This is a genomic window from Enemella evansiae (assembly GCF_002250705.1).
GTDB lineage: Bacteria > Actinomycetota > Actinomycetes > Propionibacteriales > Propionibacteriaceae > Enemella > Enemella evansiae.
Genome location: NZ_NMVP01000036.1, coordinates 63,522 through 80,832 on the forward strand (window position 1 = coordinate 63,522; position 17,311 = coordinate 80,832).

The window sequence follows — 17,311 nt, forward strand, 5'->3', positions numbered from 1 at the left end:
CGAATCGGGGCTCACTTGTCGTCCTCCTTCGCCGGAGCAGGCGTGGGCAGGTTGTCCGGATCGGGTGCGTGCCAGTTGTTCTCCCGCGCGATCTTCAACCCCAGCACCGATTCCGGGCCGGCGGTCGGGCCCTCGTCGGCGAGCCCGTCGGGGAAGCCGGCCAGCACCCGCTCGGCCTCGCGCCAGCTGGTGATGGTGGCGCCGCGGTCGGCGACCACGGTCTCGTCGGCGATCAGCGCGTCGACGATCTCGATCGCCCGCTGCGGGGTCACATTGTCGAAGAACTCCCAGTTGACCATCATCACCGGCGCGAAATCGCAGGCCGCGTTGCACTCCAGGTGCTCCAGGGTGACCTGGCCGTCGGGGGTGGTCTCGTCGTTGCCGACGCCCAGATGCCGTTGCAGGGCGGCGAAGAGGTGGTCCCCGCCCATCACCGCGCACAGCGCGGTGGTGCAGACGCCGACCGCGTGCTTGCCGACCGGCTTGCGCTTGTACATGGTGTAGAAGGTGGCCACCCCGGACACCTCGGCCGGGGTGATGTCCAGCACCTCGGCGCAGACCTCGATGCCGCGCGGGCTGACCCGCCCGTCCACCGACTGCACCAGATGCAGCGCGGGCAGCAGCGCCGACCGCGGCTGCGGGTAGCGGGCCGCGATCTGGCGGATCTCCTCGACGGTCTGCTCGGTGATGTTGCTCTGCTCATTGTCGAAGTCGATGCCGCCGGAGTTCTCGAAGTGGGTCTTGAAGCCGCTCATCAGCGATCCACCCCTCCCATCACCGGGTCGATGGAGGCCACCGCCACCACGACATCGGACATCAGCGAGCCCTCGCACATCGCCGGTACCGCCTGCAGGTTGTTGAAGCTCGGGTCGCGGAAGTGCGCCCGCCACGGGCGGGTACCGCCGTCGGAGACCAGGTGGGCCCCGATCTCGCCCTTGGGCGACTCCATCGGCACGTACGCCTGCCCCGGCGGTACCTGGAAGCCCTCGGTGACCAGCTTGAAGTGGTGGATCAGCGCCTCCATGGACTGGCCCATGATGTGCTTGATGTGCTCGTTGGAGTTGCCGATGCCGTCGGAGCCGACCGACAGCTGCGCCGGCCAGGCGATCTTCGGGTCGGCGACCATCACCGGCGCGCCGTCCATCTTCTCCAGCCGCTCCACGCACTGTTCGGCGATGTGCAGGCTCTCCCACATCTCGGCCTGGCGGACCAGGAACTTGCCGAGCGCATCGCAGGTGTCCTCGGTCGGCACCTCGAAGTCGTAGCTCTCGTAGTCCCAGTAGGGCTGGTCCTTGCGCAGGTCGTAGGCGTACCCGGTGGAACGCAGCATCGGGCCGGTGATGCCCAGCGCCAGGCAGGCGGAGGCGTCCAGGTAGCCGACGCCGCCGAGCCGACCCAGGAAGATCGGGTTGGCGTTGCAGAACTCCTTGTACTCCACCAGGTGCTTCTTGAGCCAGGCGATGGCCTCCTTGACCTTGTCCAGCTCCTTGGGGCCGATGTCGTTGGCGACCCCGCCCGGACGGAAGTACGCATGGTTCATCCGCAGCCCGGTCACCGCCTCGAAGGCGTCCAGGATCATCTCCCGGTCCCGGAAGCCGATCGTCATCACCGTCAGCGCGCCGATCTCCATGCCGCCGGTACCGATGCAGACCAGGTGCGAACCGATCCGGTTCAGCTCGCTCATCAGCACCCGGATGACCTTGGCCTTCTCCGGGATGTCGTCCTCGATGCCGAGCAGCCGCTCGATCGAGGCGACGTAGGCGCCCTCCTGGTAGAACGGCGTCAGGTAGTCCATCCGGGTGCAGAAGGTCACGCCCTGGGTCCAGGTGCGGAACTCCATGTTCTTCTCGATGCCAGTGTGCAGATAGCCGATGCCGCACCGGGCGGTCTGGATGGTCTCGCCCTCCATCTCCAGGATCAGCCGGAGCACGCCGTGGGTCGACGGGTGCTGCGGGCCCATGTTGACCACCAGCAGCTCATCGCCGCGTTCGGCCTGGGCGGAGACGATCTGGTCCCAGTCCTGGCCGGAGGCGGTGTAGACCGTGCCCTCGGTCTCCTCGGTGCCCGGGATGCCGTAGAGATCCGGCTGGTCGTCCACCAGGTGCTCCGGGGGACGCTGGGTGTCCTGGCTCATCAGTAGCTCCTGCGCTGGTCGGGCGGCGGAATGGTGGCGCCCTTGTACTCCACCGGTACGCCGCCGAGCGGATAGTCCTTGCGCTGCGGGTGGCCGGGCCAGTCGTCCGGCATCAGGATCCGGGTCAGGGCCGGGTGGCCGTCGAAGATGATCCCGAACATGTCCCAGGTCTCGCGCTCGTGCCAGTCGGCGGCCGGGTAGATCGCGACCACCGAGGGCAGGTGCGGGTACGCCTCGGAGCAGCCCGCCTCCAGCCGCAGCCGGCGATTGTGGGTCAGCGAATGCAGGTGGTACACCGAGTGCAGCTCGTTGCCGGTGTCGCTCGGGTAGTGCACGCCCGACACCGAGGCGCAGTGCTCGAAGCGCAGCCGGGCGTCGTCGCGGAGCGCCTTCGCCAGCTCCGGCAGTTTCGCCGGGTCGACGTAGAGGGTCAGCTCACCGCGGTGCACCACGACCTCGCGTACGCCCCCGGGGACCAGTTCGGCGATCCGGTCGACGACCTCGTCGAACCAGCCGCCGTAGGGCCGGGCCGACGGGCCGGGCTGCTCGACGGTGCGGACGATCCCGCCGTACCCGGAGGTGTCGCCGGAGCCGGAGCCCCACATGCCGTGCTTGACCTCGACCGGGCGGCCCTCGACCACGCCGGCCTGCTCGACCTCGTTGCTGGCGGGGGCGTTGCCGCTATCCGCGCCCGGCTGGTCGCGCGGGTCGGGGGCGGCACCCTCGGGCTTGTTGTCGCTCAACGCAGCAGACCCTTCATCTCGTGGGTGGCCGGCGCCTCGAGGGCCGCCTGCTCCTGGTCGGCGATCTCGGCGAGCTCGTTCGGGCCCATCTTCAGCTTCGCGACCTTCTGCTTGCGCAGCTTGAACATCGCGTCGATCAGCATCTCCGGCCGCGGCGGGCAGCCCGGCACGTAGATGTCGACCGGCACGATGTGGTCGACGCCCTGAACGACCGCGTAGTTGTTGAACATGCCGCCGGAGGAGGCGCAGACACCCATCGCCAGCACCCACTTCGGGTTCGGCATCTGGTCGTAGATCTCGCGCACGATCGGGGCCATCTTCTGGCTCACCCGGCCGGCGACGATCATCAGATCGGCCTGCCGCGGCGAGGGGCGGAACACCTCCTGGCCCCAGCGCGACGCGTCGTAGCGCGGGGCGCCGTAGGTCATCATCTCGATCGCACAGCAGGCCAGCCCGAAGGTGACCGGCCAGAACGACGCCTGCCGCATCCAGCCGACCAGGCCCTCGACCGTGGTCAGCGCGATGCCCGCAGGAAGCTTGTCCTCAAGCCCACCAGCCATGTTCAGTTCCCTCCTCGGGTCTGTGCGATGTTCATCATTCGCCCCACTCCAGGCCGCCGCGCTGGATCACGTACCAGAAGGCGAGGAAGACGGCGTCGACGAACATGATCATGATCACCAGGCCCCACCAGCCCATCCGGTCGAAGGTGACCGCCCAGGGGTAGAGGAAGACGATCTCGATGTCGAAGACGATGAAGAGCATCGCGGTGATGTAGTACTTCACCGGGAAGCGGCCACCGCCGATCGGCTGCGGGGTCGGCTGGATACCGCACTCGTAGGAGTCGTACTTCGCCCGGTTGTAGCGCTGCGGACCGATCTGCATGGTCACGACGAGGCCGCCGGCCACGAACAATGTCGCCAGGATCAACATGACCACCAGCGGCAGATAGGCGTCAGTCACCGTATCTCCCTTCCACTCTCTTGCCGATCTCCATGCGCCGGCACCTCATGCCGAGGGGGCGAGTCTGCTGAGCATGTTGATCGTGTGATCCATCGCATCGCCATCGTTGCTGTCGGTCAAGTTCGCCAGCAGTTTCAGCGTGAACTTCATCAGCGTGCGTCGCGGCAGCCCGTAACGGGTGCAGAGCTTCATCACCTCGGGATGCCCGATCAGCTTCACGAACACCCCGCCCAGGCGGTAGTACCCGCCGAGCTCGGCCTGCAGTCGCTTCGGGTACGCCTGCAGCGCGCGCTCGGCGGTGCTGGTGCCCACGCCGCGGTAGTGCGCCTCGGCCATCGCGTCGGCGGCGTACTCCCCCGCCTCCATCGCATAGGCGATGCCCTCACCGTTGAACGGGTTGACCATGCCGCCGGAGTCGCCGACCAGCAGCAGCCCGCGGTCGTAGTGCGGCACCCGGTTGAAGCCCATCGGCAGCGCAGCGCCGCGGATCTCGCAGGTGCGGTTCTCCTCGCGGAAGCCCCACTCGGCCGGCGTGTTGTCCAGCCAGCGGGTCATCAGCTCCTTGTAGTCGGTCTTGCCGAAGGCGCTGGAGGTGTTCAGGATGCCGAGACCGATGTTGCAGGTGCCGTCACCCATCCCGAAGACCCAGCCGTAACCGGGCAGCAGGTTCGATTCCTTGGGCTTGCCGTCCCACAGCTCCAGCCAGGACTCCATGTAGTCGTCGTCGTGGCGCGGGCTGTTGTAGTAGGCGCGGACCGCCACCCCCATCGGCCGGTCGTCCCGCTTGGTACGCCCCATCGCCAGCGAGAGCCGGGTCGAGTTGCCGTCGGCGGCCACCACCAGCGGCGCCCGGAACTCGCGGCCGTCCTTGCTGCGGACGCCGACGATCCGGTCGCTGCGCTCGTCCAGGATCGGCTCGGTGATGGTGGTGTTCTGGATCAGCTCCGCCCCGGAGGCGACCGCGTTGCGGGCCAGCAGGTCGTCGAAGTCCGCACGCGGGCGGACCAGCCCATAGTTGGGGAAGTCGGCCAGGTCCGGCCAGTCGAAGACGAACGGCTCCTCGCGGCCGGCATAGACGCGCAGGCCGCGGTTGTGCAGCCAGCCGTTGGCCTCGGAGGTGTCGATGCCGAGCCGGATCAGCTGCCGGGTGGCCCGCGGGGTCAGCCCGTCACCGCAGACCTTCTCGCGGGGGAACGTGGACTTCTCCACCAGCGCGACCGACAGGCCACGGCGGGCCAGATGCGTCGCGGTGGCCGATCCGGCAGGGCCGGCGCCGACGACGACGACATCGGCCTCGACACGCTCCGTGTCGCCGGAGCCGAAGCCACCTTCCAGACGGTCGGGGGAACCAACCCCATCAGGGGTCTGGGACATTCCTTCTCCTGAACTCGCCACCTACCCGTCGACAGACGACGGCGGGCTCGTGAAAACCATCACGATCGTCGTCAGTCTAGGGCAGGGGGCACCTCGGTATCCAAATGGGCCGATCGGTGGCGGATGGCACCGGAAATCCTTGCTGGGCAACGAATGACCACGGAATAACGCAATGATTTCGTGACCTATTTTATGGACGTATCCTGCCGAGGTGGCCCATTCGCACACCACCTCGACCCGTCCGCAGGTCGGACGCCGCCGCCCGCCGATCGCGGCTCGCACGATCAGCATCGCCGACCCCGGTGAGCTGTCCGCGCTGCTGCCCGGGGAACAGGATCTGGCCTGGATCCGGCGGGGTGACGGCATGGTCGGTACGGGGGTGATCGCGCGCGAGGAGTTCTCCTGCATCGCCGATGCCGACGACTGGTGGGGCCAGTTCGTCTCCGAGATCGAGCACGAGTCGGAGCTGCCCGGGGTGAGCGGGACCGGGCCGGTGGCCTTCGGGTCCTTCACCTTCGACCCGGACCACACCGAGCAGCGGGCGGTGCTGGTGGTGCCGCAGTTCGTGGTGGGGCGCCGCGACGGGCAGTGCTGGCTGACCCGGCTCGGCCCGGGTGAGATGCCCGAACCGGGCTGGCTGCCGAAGCCGAAGACCCCACCGACCTCGCCGGGTCAGATCAGCTATGCCGATGGCGCCCTGTCCGGACCGCGGTGGGAGACGGCCGTCGCGGAGGCGGTGCGCCGGATCCGGGCCGGGGAGGTGGACAAGGTGGTGCTGGCGCGGGATCTGCTGGCGCAGGCCGAGTACCCGATCGATCCGCGCTGGCTGGTCAACGGCCTGGCCCGCGACTACGAGCGCTGCTGGACCTATCTGGTGGACGGTCTGGTCGGCGCCTCACCGGAGATGCTGGTCCGGCGACAGGAGGGCCTGGTCACCTCGCGGGTGCTGGCCGGCACCATCCAGCGCACCAGCGACGAGGAGGAGGACCGGGCGCTGGCCGCGCACCTGTCGCACTCCAGCAAGGACCTGGCCGAGCACGAGTACGCCGTCGCCTCGGTGGCGAAGGCGCTGACGGCGTACTGCTCGGGGATGAACGTGCCCGACGCGCCCTATGTGCTGGAACTGCCGAATGTCTTCCACCTGGCCACCGATGTCACCGCCGTCGCCCGGCCGGGGGCCTCGTCGCTGGCCCTGGCCGCCGCCCTGCATCCCTCGGCCGCGGTCTGCGGTACGCCGACCGACGGCGCCCGCCGGATGATCCGCGAACTCGAGGGCCTGGACCGCGGCCGCTACTCCGGCCCGGTCGGCTGGGTGGATGCCGAGGGTGACGGCGAGTGGGCGATCGCGCTGCGCTGCGGCCGGATCCGCGGCAACACCGCGCAGCTGTACGCCGGCTGCGGCATCGTCGCCGACTCCGACCCCGCCGCCGAGCTCGCCGAATCGATGGCCAAGCTCGTCCCCATGCGCGACGCCCTCGAAGGTTGACCCGCTACCCCACCCACGCTCATCGAGTAGGTCGCACAGCGACCGTGTCGAGATGAGCGCAAGTGGTGGCACTCCCCGGCCGGGTCGTTCCCCACTAGGTGACCACGGCCCTCAGAACTCGTACCGGGTCTCGGGGAAGGCGCCGTGCACCTGCACGTGCAGCCGCTCCATATCGGCGTCCAACCGGGCCGCGGTCTCGGCGGCGTCGTGCAGCCCTTCGAGCAGCTCGCCGGGGACCTCGCGGTCGTACTTGTAGTAGATCTTGTGCTCCAGGCTGGCCCAGAAGTCCATCGCGATGGTGCGGAACTGGACCTCCACCGGGACCTGCAGCTGCTCCCGGGAGAAGAACACCGGCACCTCGACGATGACGTGCAGGCTGCGATACCCGTTCTCCTTGGGTTCGGCGATGTAGTCCTTGCGCTTCAGCACCGTCACATCGGGTTGCTGGACGAGCATCTCGACGACCTCGTAGACATCGCGGACGAAGGAGCAGACCACGCGTACGCCGGCGATGTCGGTGATCTGTTCGCGCATCGCCTCCAGCTGCGGCGGGCAACCGATCCGCTGCGCCTTCGCCAGCACCGACTCGGGCTTCTTCAACCGCGAGGCGACGTGCTCGATCGGGTTGTATTCGTGCATGTGCTGGAATTCCTGCTCCAGGATCCGCAGCTTGGTGCTGACCTCCTCGATCCCGGACTGGTAGCCGAGCAGGAACCGCCCCAGCCGATCTCGCTCCGCCAACAGCCGACTGATCGGGAATTCTTCGAGCAGAGCCGGGTCGAGCAAGGGTTCGGGCATGCTCCGAGACTACGACGGCGCCCGGGCGGACACCGACGTTCACCGGTGATGTGAGGGATGACTCAGGGGCGTACCCCGCAGCCCAGGAAGATCGCGATCAGCCTGGCACCGGGATCGACGACCCCGCGTCCGGCCTCGCCGACGTAGCTGCCGCGCCCGCGCCGGGCGACGAGTTCGGAGGTCTGTTCGGCGGCCCGGTCGGCGGCCTCGGCGGCGGCCCGGATCGCCTCATCGAGGGAGCCGTCGGCGTCCGCGACCCGCTGGGCGGCCTCGGCGGCCGGCACCATCGCATCGACCATCGTCTTGTCACCGACCTCGGCGCCGCCGAGTTCGCGTACCCGGTCGGCCGCGGTCCGCAGCGCCTCGGCGTACGCCCCGGGGTCGCCGCCGATGCCGCGGGCGAGGGTACGCAGCCAGAGCGCCAGCAGCGGACCGGAGGTGCCCCCGACGCCGGCGAAGGCGCGGGACAGGGCGACGAAGGCGTCACCACCGGCGCGGTAGCGGCCCAGTGCGGTACGCAGGTTGGGTCCGAAGTCGCCGTCACCGGACTGCCGGTCCAGTTCGCCGAGTTCGTCGGCACGTTCACCGGCCCGCTCGACGAAGCGGTCGATCCAGTCGGTGGCGGCCTCGCTGCCCTCCTCCTCCGCGGCGGCGGCGGTGGTCTCGTCGGCGGTGATGGTGGCGGGTTTCGGCTGCGCGGCCGGCACGCCGGCCAGTCGGGTTCCGCGCCAGTGGGCGGTCTGCACCGGAGCATCCCACCAGCGCTGCAGTTCGTCATCGAGCAGCAGCACGGTGAGCGACAGACCACGCATGTCGAGTGAGGTGACCAGGTCGTCCACGATCGCCCGGGAGACCTCGATGCCGCGCCGGTCCAGTTCGGCCAGCGCGTAGCCGGCGGCCGCGTCCAGTTCCAGTGGCGTGGTCGCGCCGAGCCCGTTGACCGCCAGCAGGACCGGTGATTCCAGCGGCAGGTCGTCGGCGAGAGTGTCCAGCATCCGGCGTACCAGTGCCTCGAGCGGTTCGGTGCGGATCCGGTCGGTACCGCGTTCGCCGTGGATGCCGACCCCGAACTCGATCTCGTCGGCACCCAGCTCGAAGGCGGGTTCGGCGGTGAAGTTGGAGCCGGCCGCCACCGCCGCGCCGACGCTGCGGGAGCGGTCCACGACCCGCTGCCCGAGCTCGGCCAGTTCGGCGAGAGGGCGGCCCTCCTCGGCGGCGGCCCCGCAGATCTTCTCGACCAGCACGGTGGCGACGGTGCCGCGCCGCCCGGGCGTACTCCCCCGCTCCGCGGACGGCACGTCGTCGTCGACGAGCACGCTCGCCACCTCGACCCCGCGGTCGCGGCACTCGTCGGCGGCCAGCGCGAAGTTGATCACGTCGCCGGTGTAGTTCTTCACGATCTGCAGTACGCCCCGGCCGGCGTCGGCGGCCAGCATCGCGGCCCGCACCTGATCGGCGGACGGGCTGGAGAAGACCTCACCGGGCACGGCGGCATCCAGCATCCCGACGCCGACGAACCCGGCGTGCAGCGGCTCGTGCCCGGACCCGCCGCCGGAGACGAGCGCGACCTTGTCGGTGGCCGGTTCGGCGCGCAGCACGAACCGCGGGTCCTCATGCAGGGCGACCAGATCGGCGTTCACCGCACAGAATCCGCGCAGCCCGTCGTTGACCGCTTCGCTGCCACTCACCAGATGCCGGGTCATCGCCGACCAACTCCTTCGTCCGATTTCCCAATCAGCCTAGGGAATCCGCCGCGCGCGGAACGAGGTGGGGTCAGCAGACGTGGATCCGCTGGCGCTGCACCTTCGGCGACTTCGTGGTGAGCTGCTTGGCCGCCTTGCGGAGCGCGGTGTGCAGGGTGACGACCTCGGGACGCTCGGCCTCGCTCTCGGGGACCAGCACCGACACCTGGCGGCGTACCCCGTTGGTGATGCCCAGCGGAACCATGCCCGGGGTCTCCTGACCGAGCACCGCGAGCGCGGGGCGCATCGCCACCCCGATTCCCTTGCTCACCATGATCTGGGTCATCTTCGGGTCGTCGGTGGACATCAGGATCTCGGGGTTGAAGCCACGTTCCCGGCAGACGGTGATCAGTTCCTGGCGGCACTTCGGGCAGCCGCCGATCCAGGTCGACTCGGCGGCCTCCTCCAGCGCCACCGCCCCGCGATCGGCCAGCGGGTGGTCGTCGGCGACCAGCAGCACGAACTCCTCGTCGAGGATCGGCAGTTCGACCTGACCGCGGCCGGTCTCGTCCTCGGGATAGGAGAAGGTGATCAGCACATCGGCCTGGCCGGAGCGCAGCAGGTCGAAGGAGGCCGGCGGTTCGGCGTCCAGCACCTTGACCCGCAGCCGCTCGTCGTCGGCGAGCATCGAGGCCACCGCCTCGGGCACCAGGGCGGCGTTCGCGGAGGGGAAGGACGCCAGCCCGAGCTCGATCAGATCGTCGCGGTTCACCGCCTCGCGGACCTGTTCGACGACGAACCGCCAGCTGGAGAGGGTCGACTCGGCGTACGACTGCAGGGTGCGGCCGGCCGCGGTCAGCTCGATCCGGCCGCCCTCACGGGTGAACAGCTGGGCGTCGAGCACCCGCTCGAGGGCCTTGATCTGCTGGCTCACCGTCGGCTGGCTGAAGTTCAGCCGCCGCGCGGCCGCGGAGATGCTGCCGGTGTGCACCACCGCGAGGAAGACCTCGAGCAACTTCGTGTCCATGATCGGATTGTCGCACGTTCGTCCAATTCCTACCGGCCCTTGGCGCGGGCCCGCTGGGCCCGGGCCTTCTCCAACTCCTTCTGCTGCTCCTCGCGCTGCTCCTGCAGCTTGTCCATGTCGAAGTTGCCCATCACGAACCAGTACGCGATCGCGGCGATCACGGTGGAGATCAGCCAGTGCCCGCCGAACGCGAGCGGGGCGGTGATCAGCAGCACCACCTCGAAACCACGGACCAGGTTGGCGAACATGCCGGTCGGCATGGCGCCGGCCTGGGTGGCGAGCATCGGTTTGCCGAAGTCGATCGGTTTGGCGGCGGTCCAGCGGGCGGCGCCGAGTACGCCGGCGACCGCGGTGACCAGCGCGGTCGGGAGGGCGTCGGTGATCTGGGTGCTGCCCACCCCGGCCAGCGCGGGCAGGGTGACGACGGACCAGATCAGCCCGGCGACCGCCGGGATCATCAGCGAGGCCCGGCGCAGCTCCTGCTCGGTGAACGGGAAGGCGCGGGCCAGGCCGAGGGTCCGGGTGAGCACCCGCAGGGTGCCCATCAGCGGGATGAGGGCGCCGAAGAGGGCCAGCGCGGAGACCATCGGGGTGAAGCTGCCGAACCCGAGCGCGACGCAGGCGTACGGCACCACGATCGAGGCGAGCACCGGCCCGAACGCGCTGGGGGTGCGCAGCAGCCGCAGCAGATCCCGGCGTACCAGGGCGCCGAGGCCCAGCCCGGAGCCCTTCCGGGGCCGCACGTGGCCGCGTTCCATCGCCCGCCGCTCGACGACGATGTCGCGGGCCAGGCCGAGGTCGAGGGCATACATCGCACCCGCCATCCCGGAGACCAGCGACCCGCCCGAGACCAGCCGGGCGCGGCGGATCCGGTTCAACCGGGTGAGCGCCAGCGCGCCGGCGAGCAGCAGCACCGCGACACCGGCCGCCGCCACCACCGCGGTCACCAGCAGCTCGCGGTCGTTGGTGATGGTCAGCGCGAACCAGCCGGCGGCGATCCCGACGACCATGATGAGCGCACCGACCGCGACCAGGGTGAGCAGCACCGTCGCGGTGCGGGTGATCCAGCCCCGCTCGAGGCCCTGTTCGGCGGCCGCGAAGGCGACCATGGCGGCCGCCGCGAGCCCGGTGGCGATCGCCCAGGCACCGATCAGCACCGGGGTGGAACCGGTCAGGGCGGCGATCAGCGCACCCGCCGCGAGGCCGACGAGCAGCGCGATGCCCAGCGCCTTGACGAACCGGCCGCGCAGCAGCCGGGACCGGTTGATCGGCGCATCGAAGATCCAGAACCCCTCGGCGGCCGAGGCCAGTACCGGCCCGAACAGCCGGGCGGTGGCGAGCGCCAGGGCGAGGACCGCGGCGAGCACCGCGAACGGCAACAGGGTCCGGGCGGACTGGCAGCTGGCGGCGGCGCAGGCGGCCGAGGTCGTCTGGACGCGCATCACCAGCGCGACGAGCATCCCGCCGAGCACCAGGACCGCGAGCACCACGACATAGCCGTCCTGGATCGCCTCGAACAGCGTCTTGGTCGCGCGGCCGCGGCGGAAGTCGTCGACCAGCCGGGACAGCGCCCGCTCGTCCACCTCATGGGTCGACCAGGTCTTCCGGGTGGCCGGGCTGGGATCGACCCGGGGATCGGGTTCGATCGCGGGATCCGGGTCGACCGTGCGGTCCGGCTCGCTCATCGCTTCTTCCGTCCGTGCGAGGGCTTCGGCTTCTGCTTGGGTTTCTGCTGCTGTTTCACCGGTTGCTTGGCACCGGCCTGGTTCGTCCCGGGCTCGGCGGGCTGCACGATCGCGTCGCCGGTCTCGGCGTCCTCGCGGAGCGGGTCACGGTCGCCGCCGAGGCGTACCACCCGGGTCGCGACCTGCTCGACCAGATGCGGTTCGTGGCTGGCGAAGACGATCGCCAATCCGTTGGCGAGCTCGGTACGCAGCCGATCGGCGAGCCAGTGCACCCCCTCGACGTCGAGCCGCTGCTCCGGTTCGTCGAGGACCAGCAGCCGGCGCGGCCGGACGAAGGCGGTGGCCAGCGCGAGCCGACGCCGCTGGCCCGAGGAGAGGGTGCCGGGCAGCTGGCCGGCCTGCGGTACCAGCTGGACCTCGTGCAGGATCTCATCGACCGCGGCGTCCGGGTCGTCGATGCCGTGCGCCCGGGCCAGCAGGTCGAGATGTTCGACCACGCTCAGGTCGGGAAAGAAGTCGAGATCGTCGATCACGGTGGCGACATTGCGCCGGATCTCCCGCGAGGTCTCCGACATCTTCTCCCCGAGCACCGTGATGCTGCCGTCGCTGGGCTTGTCGGCACCGATCAGCATGCGCAGCACGGTCGACTTGCCGGCGCCGTTGCGACCGGTCAGCGCCACCGCCTCCCCGGCCGCCACCTCAAGGTTGAAGTTGTCGACGATGGAGCTGGGACCGAAGGACTTCTTCAGCCCGCTCACCTTGAGAACGGTCTCGGGTTTGGCCATGGCTGCGATTCTCCCGCGCTTCGCCAACTGTTACCAATCGGCTCGCCCCCCCACGCTGACCGAGCGAGCGCCAGCGAGTCGAGGTCACTAGGGTGGTCGGGTGCCGAAGTCCGACTACCGCGCCACGCTCGCCAAGCGCCGCGCCGACGTGTCCGCCATGTTCGACCGGGTCGCCCAGCGCTACGACGTGATGAACGACGTGATGACGATGGGCCAGATCCGGCGGTGGCGCCGGCTGGTGCAGGAATCGATCGACCCGAAGCCCGGGCAGCGGATCCTCGATCTGGCCGCCGGCACCGGCACCTCGAGCCGCCCGCTCGCCGACGCCGGTGCACTGGTGGTGCCGACCGATCTGTCGCTGGGGATGCTCAAGGTCGGCAAGGAGCATCATCCCGATCTGCCGTTCCTGGCCGGTGACGCCCTGGCGCTGCCGTTCGCCGACGGCGTCTTCGATGCGGTGACCATCTCCTATGGCTTGCGCAATGTCGAGCACACCCTGGCCGCGCTGACCGAGATGCGCCGGGTGACCCGGCCCGGTGGCCGGTTGGTGGTGGCGGAGTTCTCCACCCCGACCGCGGCCCCGGTCCGGCTGGGTTATCAGCAGCTGGTGCTGCGGGCGCTGCCGGAGCTGGCGAAGGTCGCCTCGTCGAACCCGTCGGCGTACCACTATCTGATCGAATCGATCCGCGCCTGGCCGGATCAGCGCGGGCTGGCCGATCTGATGGTGCAGGCCGGCTGGACCCGGGTCGAGTGGCGCAATCTGTTCGGCGGCGTGGTGGCGCTGCATCGGGCGGTCGCCTGAGGTGCCCGCACCACTGGTGCTGGACGCCTGGGCGGCACAGACCTGCCCGGTGAAGACCTGGTACGCCCACAGCCCCGGTGTGGCGGCGCCCGAGCCGCGCCCGGACGAGTCGCTGCGGGAGTCCTTCGCCGGCGGGCAGTCGCTGGTCGATGAGGTCCTCGACAGCATCCTCCGGCAGGCCCGCGGCCCGGTGATCGATCTGCGGCCGCTGACCGATCGGCCAGTCGAGGAGCAGCTGGCGGCCTGCCGCGCCGCACTGGCGTCCGGACCGCTGCTGATCATCGGCGGACTGCTGCCCGGGCCCCCGAACGGTCACCGCAGTGGCCGGCCGCATCTGCTGGTCCGCGGCACGGACACCGATGACGCCCGGCCCGGCTTCCACCCGGTGCAGATCAAACGGCGCCGGCTCACCGAGCCCCGGATCGGTGACCGGTCGCCGATCCGGGTCAGCCGCCTGGCGCATCCGTCCCCGGACGCGGCGCGGGCGCTGGCGGAGCGCACGCTGAAACCGCCGCGCGACCGCGACGGATACCTGTTGCAGCTCGCGCACTACTGGCGGTTGCTGCAGTCCACCGGGTACGCCGCGCCGGAGCCGCCGCTGGCCGGGGTGATCGGCACCGACGAGTACCGGTTCGACCCCGACGGCGAGCCGGCGCATGGGATCGGCTGGATCCCGCTGGACGTACCGCTGGTGCGTACCTTCTCCCGCTCCAGCGACACCGGCTGGCGGCTGCGTACCGCCCTGGAGCGCTATGACCACGAGTTCGACTTCCGGCTGAAGGTCGCCGAGACCGCGCGGGCCGGCGGGCCACAGCTGGTGCAGCCGATCCGCAACCGGGAGTGCCAGTCCTGCGCCTGGTGGCAGCGCTGCGAACCGGTGCTCGGCGCGGACGACATCTCGGTGCGGATCGACAAGACCCCGCTCGATGTCCGCGAGATCGGCGTCCTGCGCGGGCTCGGCATCAGGACGGTGACCGAACTCGCCGCGACCGAGCTGGCGGAGCTGAAACCGCGCTATCTGCCGGAGGTGCGGCACCGCGAGGGGGCCGAGAAACGGATCGAGAACGCGCATCGCCGGGCCCGGTTGATGCTGGCCGGGGTGGAGCTGGAGCGGGTCACCACCGGTCCGATCGACGTGCCGGCGGCGGAGATCGAGGTCGATCTGGACCTGGAGACCTCCGCCGACGACCGGATCTATCTGTGGGGCTTCTGGGTGCACGACCGGCGCCCCGGGGCGGAGACGAGCGAGCCGCGGTTCGTGGAGTTCAGCGCGTGGTCCGATCTGGACGCCGACGGCGAGCAGGCGCTCGCCGTGCGCGCGCTCGGCTGGCTGCGGGAGCTGGCGGGATCGGCCGAGGTGCGGGTCTACCACTATTCGCCCTTCGAGGTGCACCACGTGCAACGGCTCGCCGCGGCCGCCCCGGACCATCCGGTGCTCGCTTGGGCGCTCGACCACACTGCCGAGTGGTGCGACCTGTTCACCGTGGTCCGGGACCACTACTTCGGTACGCGAGGGCTCGGGCTCAAGGTGGTGGCGACCCTGGGCGCCGGTTTCCGCTGGCGGGATGAGGAACCCGGCGGCCTGGCCTCGCAGGCCTGGTTCGCCGAAGCCTGTCACGGCCCCACCCCCGAGGCCCGTTCCGCCGCCCGGCAACGCGTGCTGGACTACAACGAGGACGACGTCCGCGCCACCTGGCGCCTGCGCCACTGGCTCCGCGCCCAGCCCTGACGCCCGCACGTTCATCGAGTAGCCAGCCATGCGCAGCGAAGCGGAGCAATGGCTGGCGTGTCGAGATGAACCCTACCCCTCCCGCACGTTCATCGAGTAGCCAGCCATGCGCAGCGAAGCGGAGCAATGGCTGGCGTGTCGAGATGAACCCCGTACGCCGGCTGAGCGAGCGAGGTACGAGCGAGACGAGGCCAAGCACCTCGCAGACCCGTTCGTGAAACCACCCAACGATGCGCGAAACCCCTGCTGCAGTAGGGGTTTCACGCCAGGAAGGGTGGTTTCAGCTCGTGGCACCGGTACCGACCGCCGTGGGACCGGGTTCATCTCGACACGCTCGCTGCGCGAGCTACTCGATGAACGTGAGGAACGGCTCAGCGCAGGACGCGCAGCATGGGGCGGGCGGTGTCCGGATCGACGAGAATCTCAACCGAGAGGCCGAAAACGCGGTCCATCAGTTCGGCGGTGAGCACCTCGGCGGGCGTACCGGCGGCGGCCACTCGCCCTCCGTCCAGCACGATCAGCTGGTCGGCGTACCGGGCCGCCTGGTCCAGGTCGTGCAGCACCGCGACGACCGCGCGCCCGTCGGCGGCCAGGTCGCGACACAGGTCGAGCACCTCGTACTGGTGGGCGATGTCGAGGAAGGTGGTCGGCTCGTCCAGCAGCAGTGCCGGCGTCTGCTGCGCCAGCACCAGCGCCAACCAGACCCGCTGCTGCTGGCCGCCGCTCAACTCGGCGACCCGCTGGGCGGCCAGCTCGGTGACCCCGGCGACGGCCATCGCCTGATCGATCGCCGGACCGTCCCCCTTCGCCCACGGTCGCCAGAGCCCGTGATGCGGGAACCGCCCGCGCCCCACCAGCTCGCGTACCGTCACCTGATCCGGTACCACCGGGGACTGCGGCAGGAACGCCACCTCCCGCGCGAACTCCTTGTGCGCAAAGGAATCCAGCGGCTTTCCCGCCACCTCCACCGATCCACCGGCGAGCGGCAGGATCCGCCCCAGACCGCGGAGCAGGGTCGATTTGCCGCTGCCGTTGGGCCCCAGGATCGCGGTGAAGGAACCGGCCGGCGCCCGCAGCGAGACCTCCTGCACCACCGGGGCGGCCCGATAGCCGACCGATACCGCGTTCGCCTGGATCGTCATCGATTCGCCCTCCGAAAGCTGGTGGCCAGTACGCCACCCAGATAGATTCCGCCCAGTCCGGCGGTGAGTACGCCGACCGGCAGTCCGGACACCAGCGGTGCCTGCTGCACGGCCAGATCGGCCGCCGACAACAGCAGCGCGCCGACCAGCGCGGTGGCCACGAGTTCACCGGGAATGCCGACCAGCCGGCGCGCGATCTGCGGCGCGGCCAGCGCAACGAATGCGACCGGCCCGGCGACCGAGACCGCGACGGCGCACCAGAACACCCCGAGCCCGATCAGGGCCGTCCGCGAGGCACCCGGTGGCGCCCCGAGGCCACTGGCCAGATCGTCACCGAGCTCCAGCACCCGCACCCGCTCGGCCACCAGCCAGGTGATCGGAAAACCAACCACCAGAGCGATCACGGCCAACAGCGCATGCCCGGGGTCGCGCGCGTTCAGCGACCCGGTCAGGTAGCCGACCAGCGCCATCGCCCGGTCCCGCAGCACGATCGCCACCACCAGTTGCACCACCGCCAGCGACAATCCGGCCACCCCGATCCCGGCCAGCACCATCCGCGCCGGCGAGCGGAATCCGGTCCCGGTCGCCAGATAGGTGAGGGTCACCGCGGCCAGTGCGCCGACGACGGCGCCGACCTGCACCGGCACCGTGGGGGTGAGCAGCTGGCAGAGCACCGCACCGGCACCCGCGCCGGCGGTCACCCCGATGATGTCGGGGCTGGCCAGCGGATTGCGCAGCGGGCCCTGGAACAGCCAACCCGCCATCCCGAGTGCCGCGCCGGCGCAGAGCGCGACGACGAGCCGGGGGCCGCGCAACCGCTCCAGCACGAACGCGACCCGGGTCGGTGCATCGCCACCCAGCCAGGCGAACACCTCCGCCGGGCCGATCCCGAGACGGCCCAGCGCCAACGTCGCCCCGGCCACCAGGACCAGCAGCGCGACCAGGACGATCCAGGTCACCGTGC

The 17,311-nt window shown here is 70.2% G+C and carries 15 protein-coding genes and 1 pseudogene; 3 read left to right on the plus strand and 13 right to left on the minus strand.

Going from position 1 to position 17,311, the window contains the following annotated elements; genetic code table 11:
- Positions 1 to 11 precede the first annotated feature (11 nt).
- The 6 genes from nuoE to BI335_RS18400 are packed head-to-tail and all read right to left on the minus strand — an operon-like array spanning position 12 to position 5,211.
- Positions 12 to 755 (minus strand): NADH-quinone oxidoreductase subunit NuoE, encoded by a 744-nt coding sequence (gene nuoE / locus BI335_RS18375; RefSeq protein ID WP_094432731.1) that lies wholly within the window; start codon positions 753 to 755, stop codon positions 12 to 14.
- Positions 755 to 2,134 carry an NADH-quinone oxidoreductase subunit D gene (locus tag BI335_RS18380; RefSeq protein WP_094432733.1) on the minus strand — a complete coding sequence of 460 codons (1,380 nt, stop codon included), beginning with the start codon at positions 2,132 to 2,134 and terminating at the stop codon, positions 755 to 757. Before BI335_RS18380 ends, nuoE begins: the two co-directional genes overlap by 1 nt.
- Entirely contained in the window at positions 2,134 to 2,877 is a 744-nt protein-coding gene (locus BI335_RS18385) for an NADH-quinone oxidoreductase subunit C (protein WP_094432735.1), read from the minus strand. Before BI335_RS18385 ends, BI335_RS18380 begins: the two co-directional genes overlap by 1 nt.
- A complete protein-coding gene (locus BI335_RS18390; RefSeq protein ID WP_094432737.1) occupies positions 2,874 to 3,437 on the minus strand; it encodes an NADH-quinone oxidoreductase subunit B in 564 nt (187 codons plus the stop codon). The genes BI335_RS18385 and BI335_RS18390 overlap by 4 nt, the downstream gene beginning before the upstream one ends.
- Positions 3,438 to 3,471: 34 nt before the next feature.
- Positions 3,472 to 3,837: an NADH-quinone oxidoreductase subunit A gene (locus BI335_RS18395; RefSeq protein ID WP_267489543.1), complete on the minus strand. Its 366-nt coding sequence runs from the start codon at positions 3,835 to 3,837 to the stop codon at positions 3,472 to 3,474.
- A 45-nt stretch (positions 3,838 to 3,882) separates the two neighbouring features.
- Positions 3,883 to 5,211, minus strand: a complete 1,329-nt coding sequence (locus BI335_RS18400; protein ID WP_094359490.1) for a geranylgeranyl reductase family protein — start codon at positions 5,209 to 5,211, stop codon at positions 3,883 to 3,885.
- A gap of 211 nt (positions 5,212 to 5,422) precedes the next feature.
- Between BI335_RS18400 and BI335_RS18405 the strand changes: the two genes are divergently transcribed.
- Entirely contained in the window at positions 5,423 to 6,697 is a 1,275-nt protein-coding gene (locus BI335_RS18405) for an isochorismate synthase (RefSeq protein ID WP_094405097.1), read from the plus strand.
- A 111-nt stretch (positions 6,698 to 6,808) separates the two neighbouring features.
- Here the strand turns inward: BI335_RS18405 and BI335_RS18410 are convergent, their stop codons facing one another.
- From BI335_RS18410 to BI335_RS18430, 5 genes and pseudogenes are all read right to left on the minus strand, one after another.
- Positions 6,809 to 7,495 (minus strand): GTP pyrophosphokinase, encoded by a 687-nt coding sequence (locus BI335_RS18410; protein ID WP_094359486.1) that lies wholly within the window; start codon positions 7,493 to 7,495, stop codon positions 6,809 to 6,811.
- Between the two features lie 62 nt (positions 7,496 to 7,557).
- Positions 7,558 to 9,198 carry a dihydroxyacetone kinase family protein gene (locus BI335_RS18415; protein WP_094405096.1) on the minus strand — a complete coding sequence of 547 codons (1,641 nt, stop codon included), beginning with the start codon at positions 9,196 to 9,198 and terminating at the stop codon, positions 7,558 to 7,560.
- A 70-nt stretch (positions 9,199 to 9,268) separates the two neighbouring features.
- The gene (locus BI335_RS18420; protein ID WP_094359482.1) at positions 9,269 to 10,204 is read right to left on the minus strand and encodes a LysR family transcriptional regulator; all 936 of its coding nucleotides are present in this window, start codon (positions 10,202 to 10,204) and stop codon (positions 9,269 to 9,271) included.
- A 29-nt stretch (positions 10,205 to 10,233) separates the two neighbouring features.
- The gene (locus BI335_RS18425; protein ID WP_094405095.1) at positions 10,234 to 11,889 is read right to left on the minus strand and encodes a DUF6297 family protein; all 1,656 of its coding nucleotides are present in this window, start codon (positions 11,887 to 11,889) and stop codon (positions 10,234 to 10,236) included.
- A 146-nt stretch (positions 11,890 to 12,035) separates the two neighbouring features.
- Positions 12,036 to 12,683, minus strand: a pseudogene (locus BI335_RS18430) (ABC transporter ATP-binding protein); the annotation flags it as partial.
- Positions 12,684 to 12,774: 91 nt separating this feature from the next.
- Here BI335_RS18430 and BI335_RS18435 point away from each other — a divergent pair.
- Together BI335_RS18435 and BI335_RS18440 are read left to right on the plus strand one after the other, a co-directional pair.
- Positions 12,775 to 13,476: a demethylmenaquinone methyltransferase gene (locus tag BI335_RS18435; protein ID WP_094432739.1), complete on the plus strand. Its 702-nt coding sequence runs from the start codon at positions 12,775 to 12,777 to the stop codon at positions 13,474 to 13,476.
- Position 13,477: 1 nt separating this feature from the next.
- Positions 13,478 to 15,205, plus strand: coding sequence for a TM0106 family RecB-like putative nuclease (locus BI335_RS18440; RefSeq protein WP_133626293.1), 1,728 nt, complete (start codon positions 13,478 to 13,480; stop codon positions 15,203 to 15,205).
- 371 nt (positions 15,206 to 15,576) lie between these two features.
- Here BI335_RS18440 and BI335_RS18445 read toward each other — a convergent pair whose 3' ends face one another.
- Complete coding sequence (locus BI335_RS18445) at positions 15,577 to 16,347, minus strand: ABC transporter ATP-binding protein (RefSeq protein ID WP_094405091.1); 771 nt, start codon at positions 16,345 to 16,347, stop codon at positions 15,577 to 15,579.
- Positions 16,344 to 17,306, minus strand: a complete 963-nt coding sequence (locus tag BI335_RS18450; RefSeq protein ID WP_208109293.1) for a FecCD family ABC transporter permease — start codon at positions 17,304 to 17,306, stop codon at positions 16,344 to 16,346. The genes BI335_RS18445 and BI335_RS18450 overlap by 4 nt, the downstream gene beginning before the upstream one ends.
- Between the last annotated feature and the right edge of the window lie 5 nt (positions 17,307 to 17,311).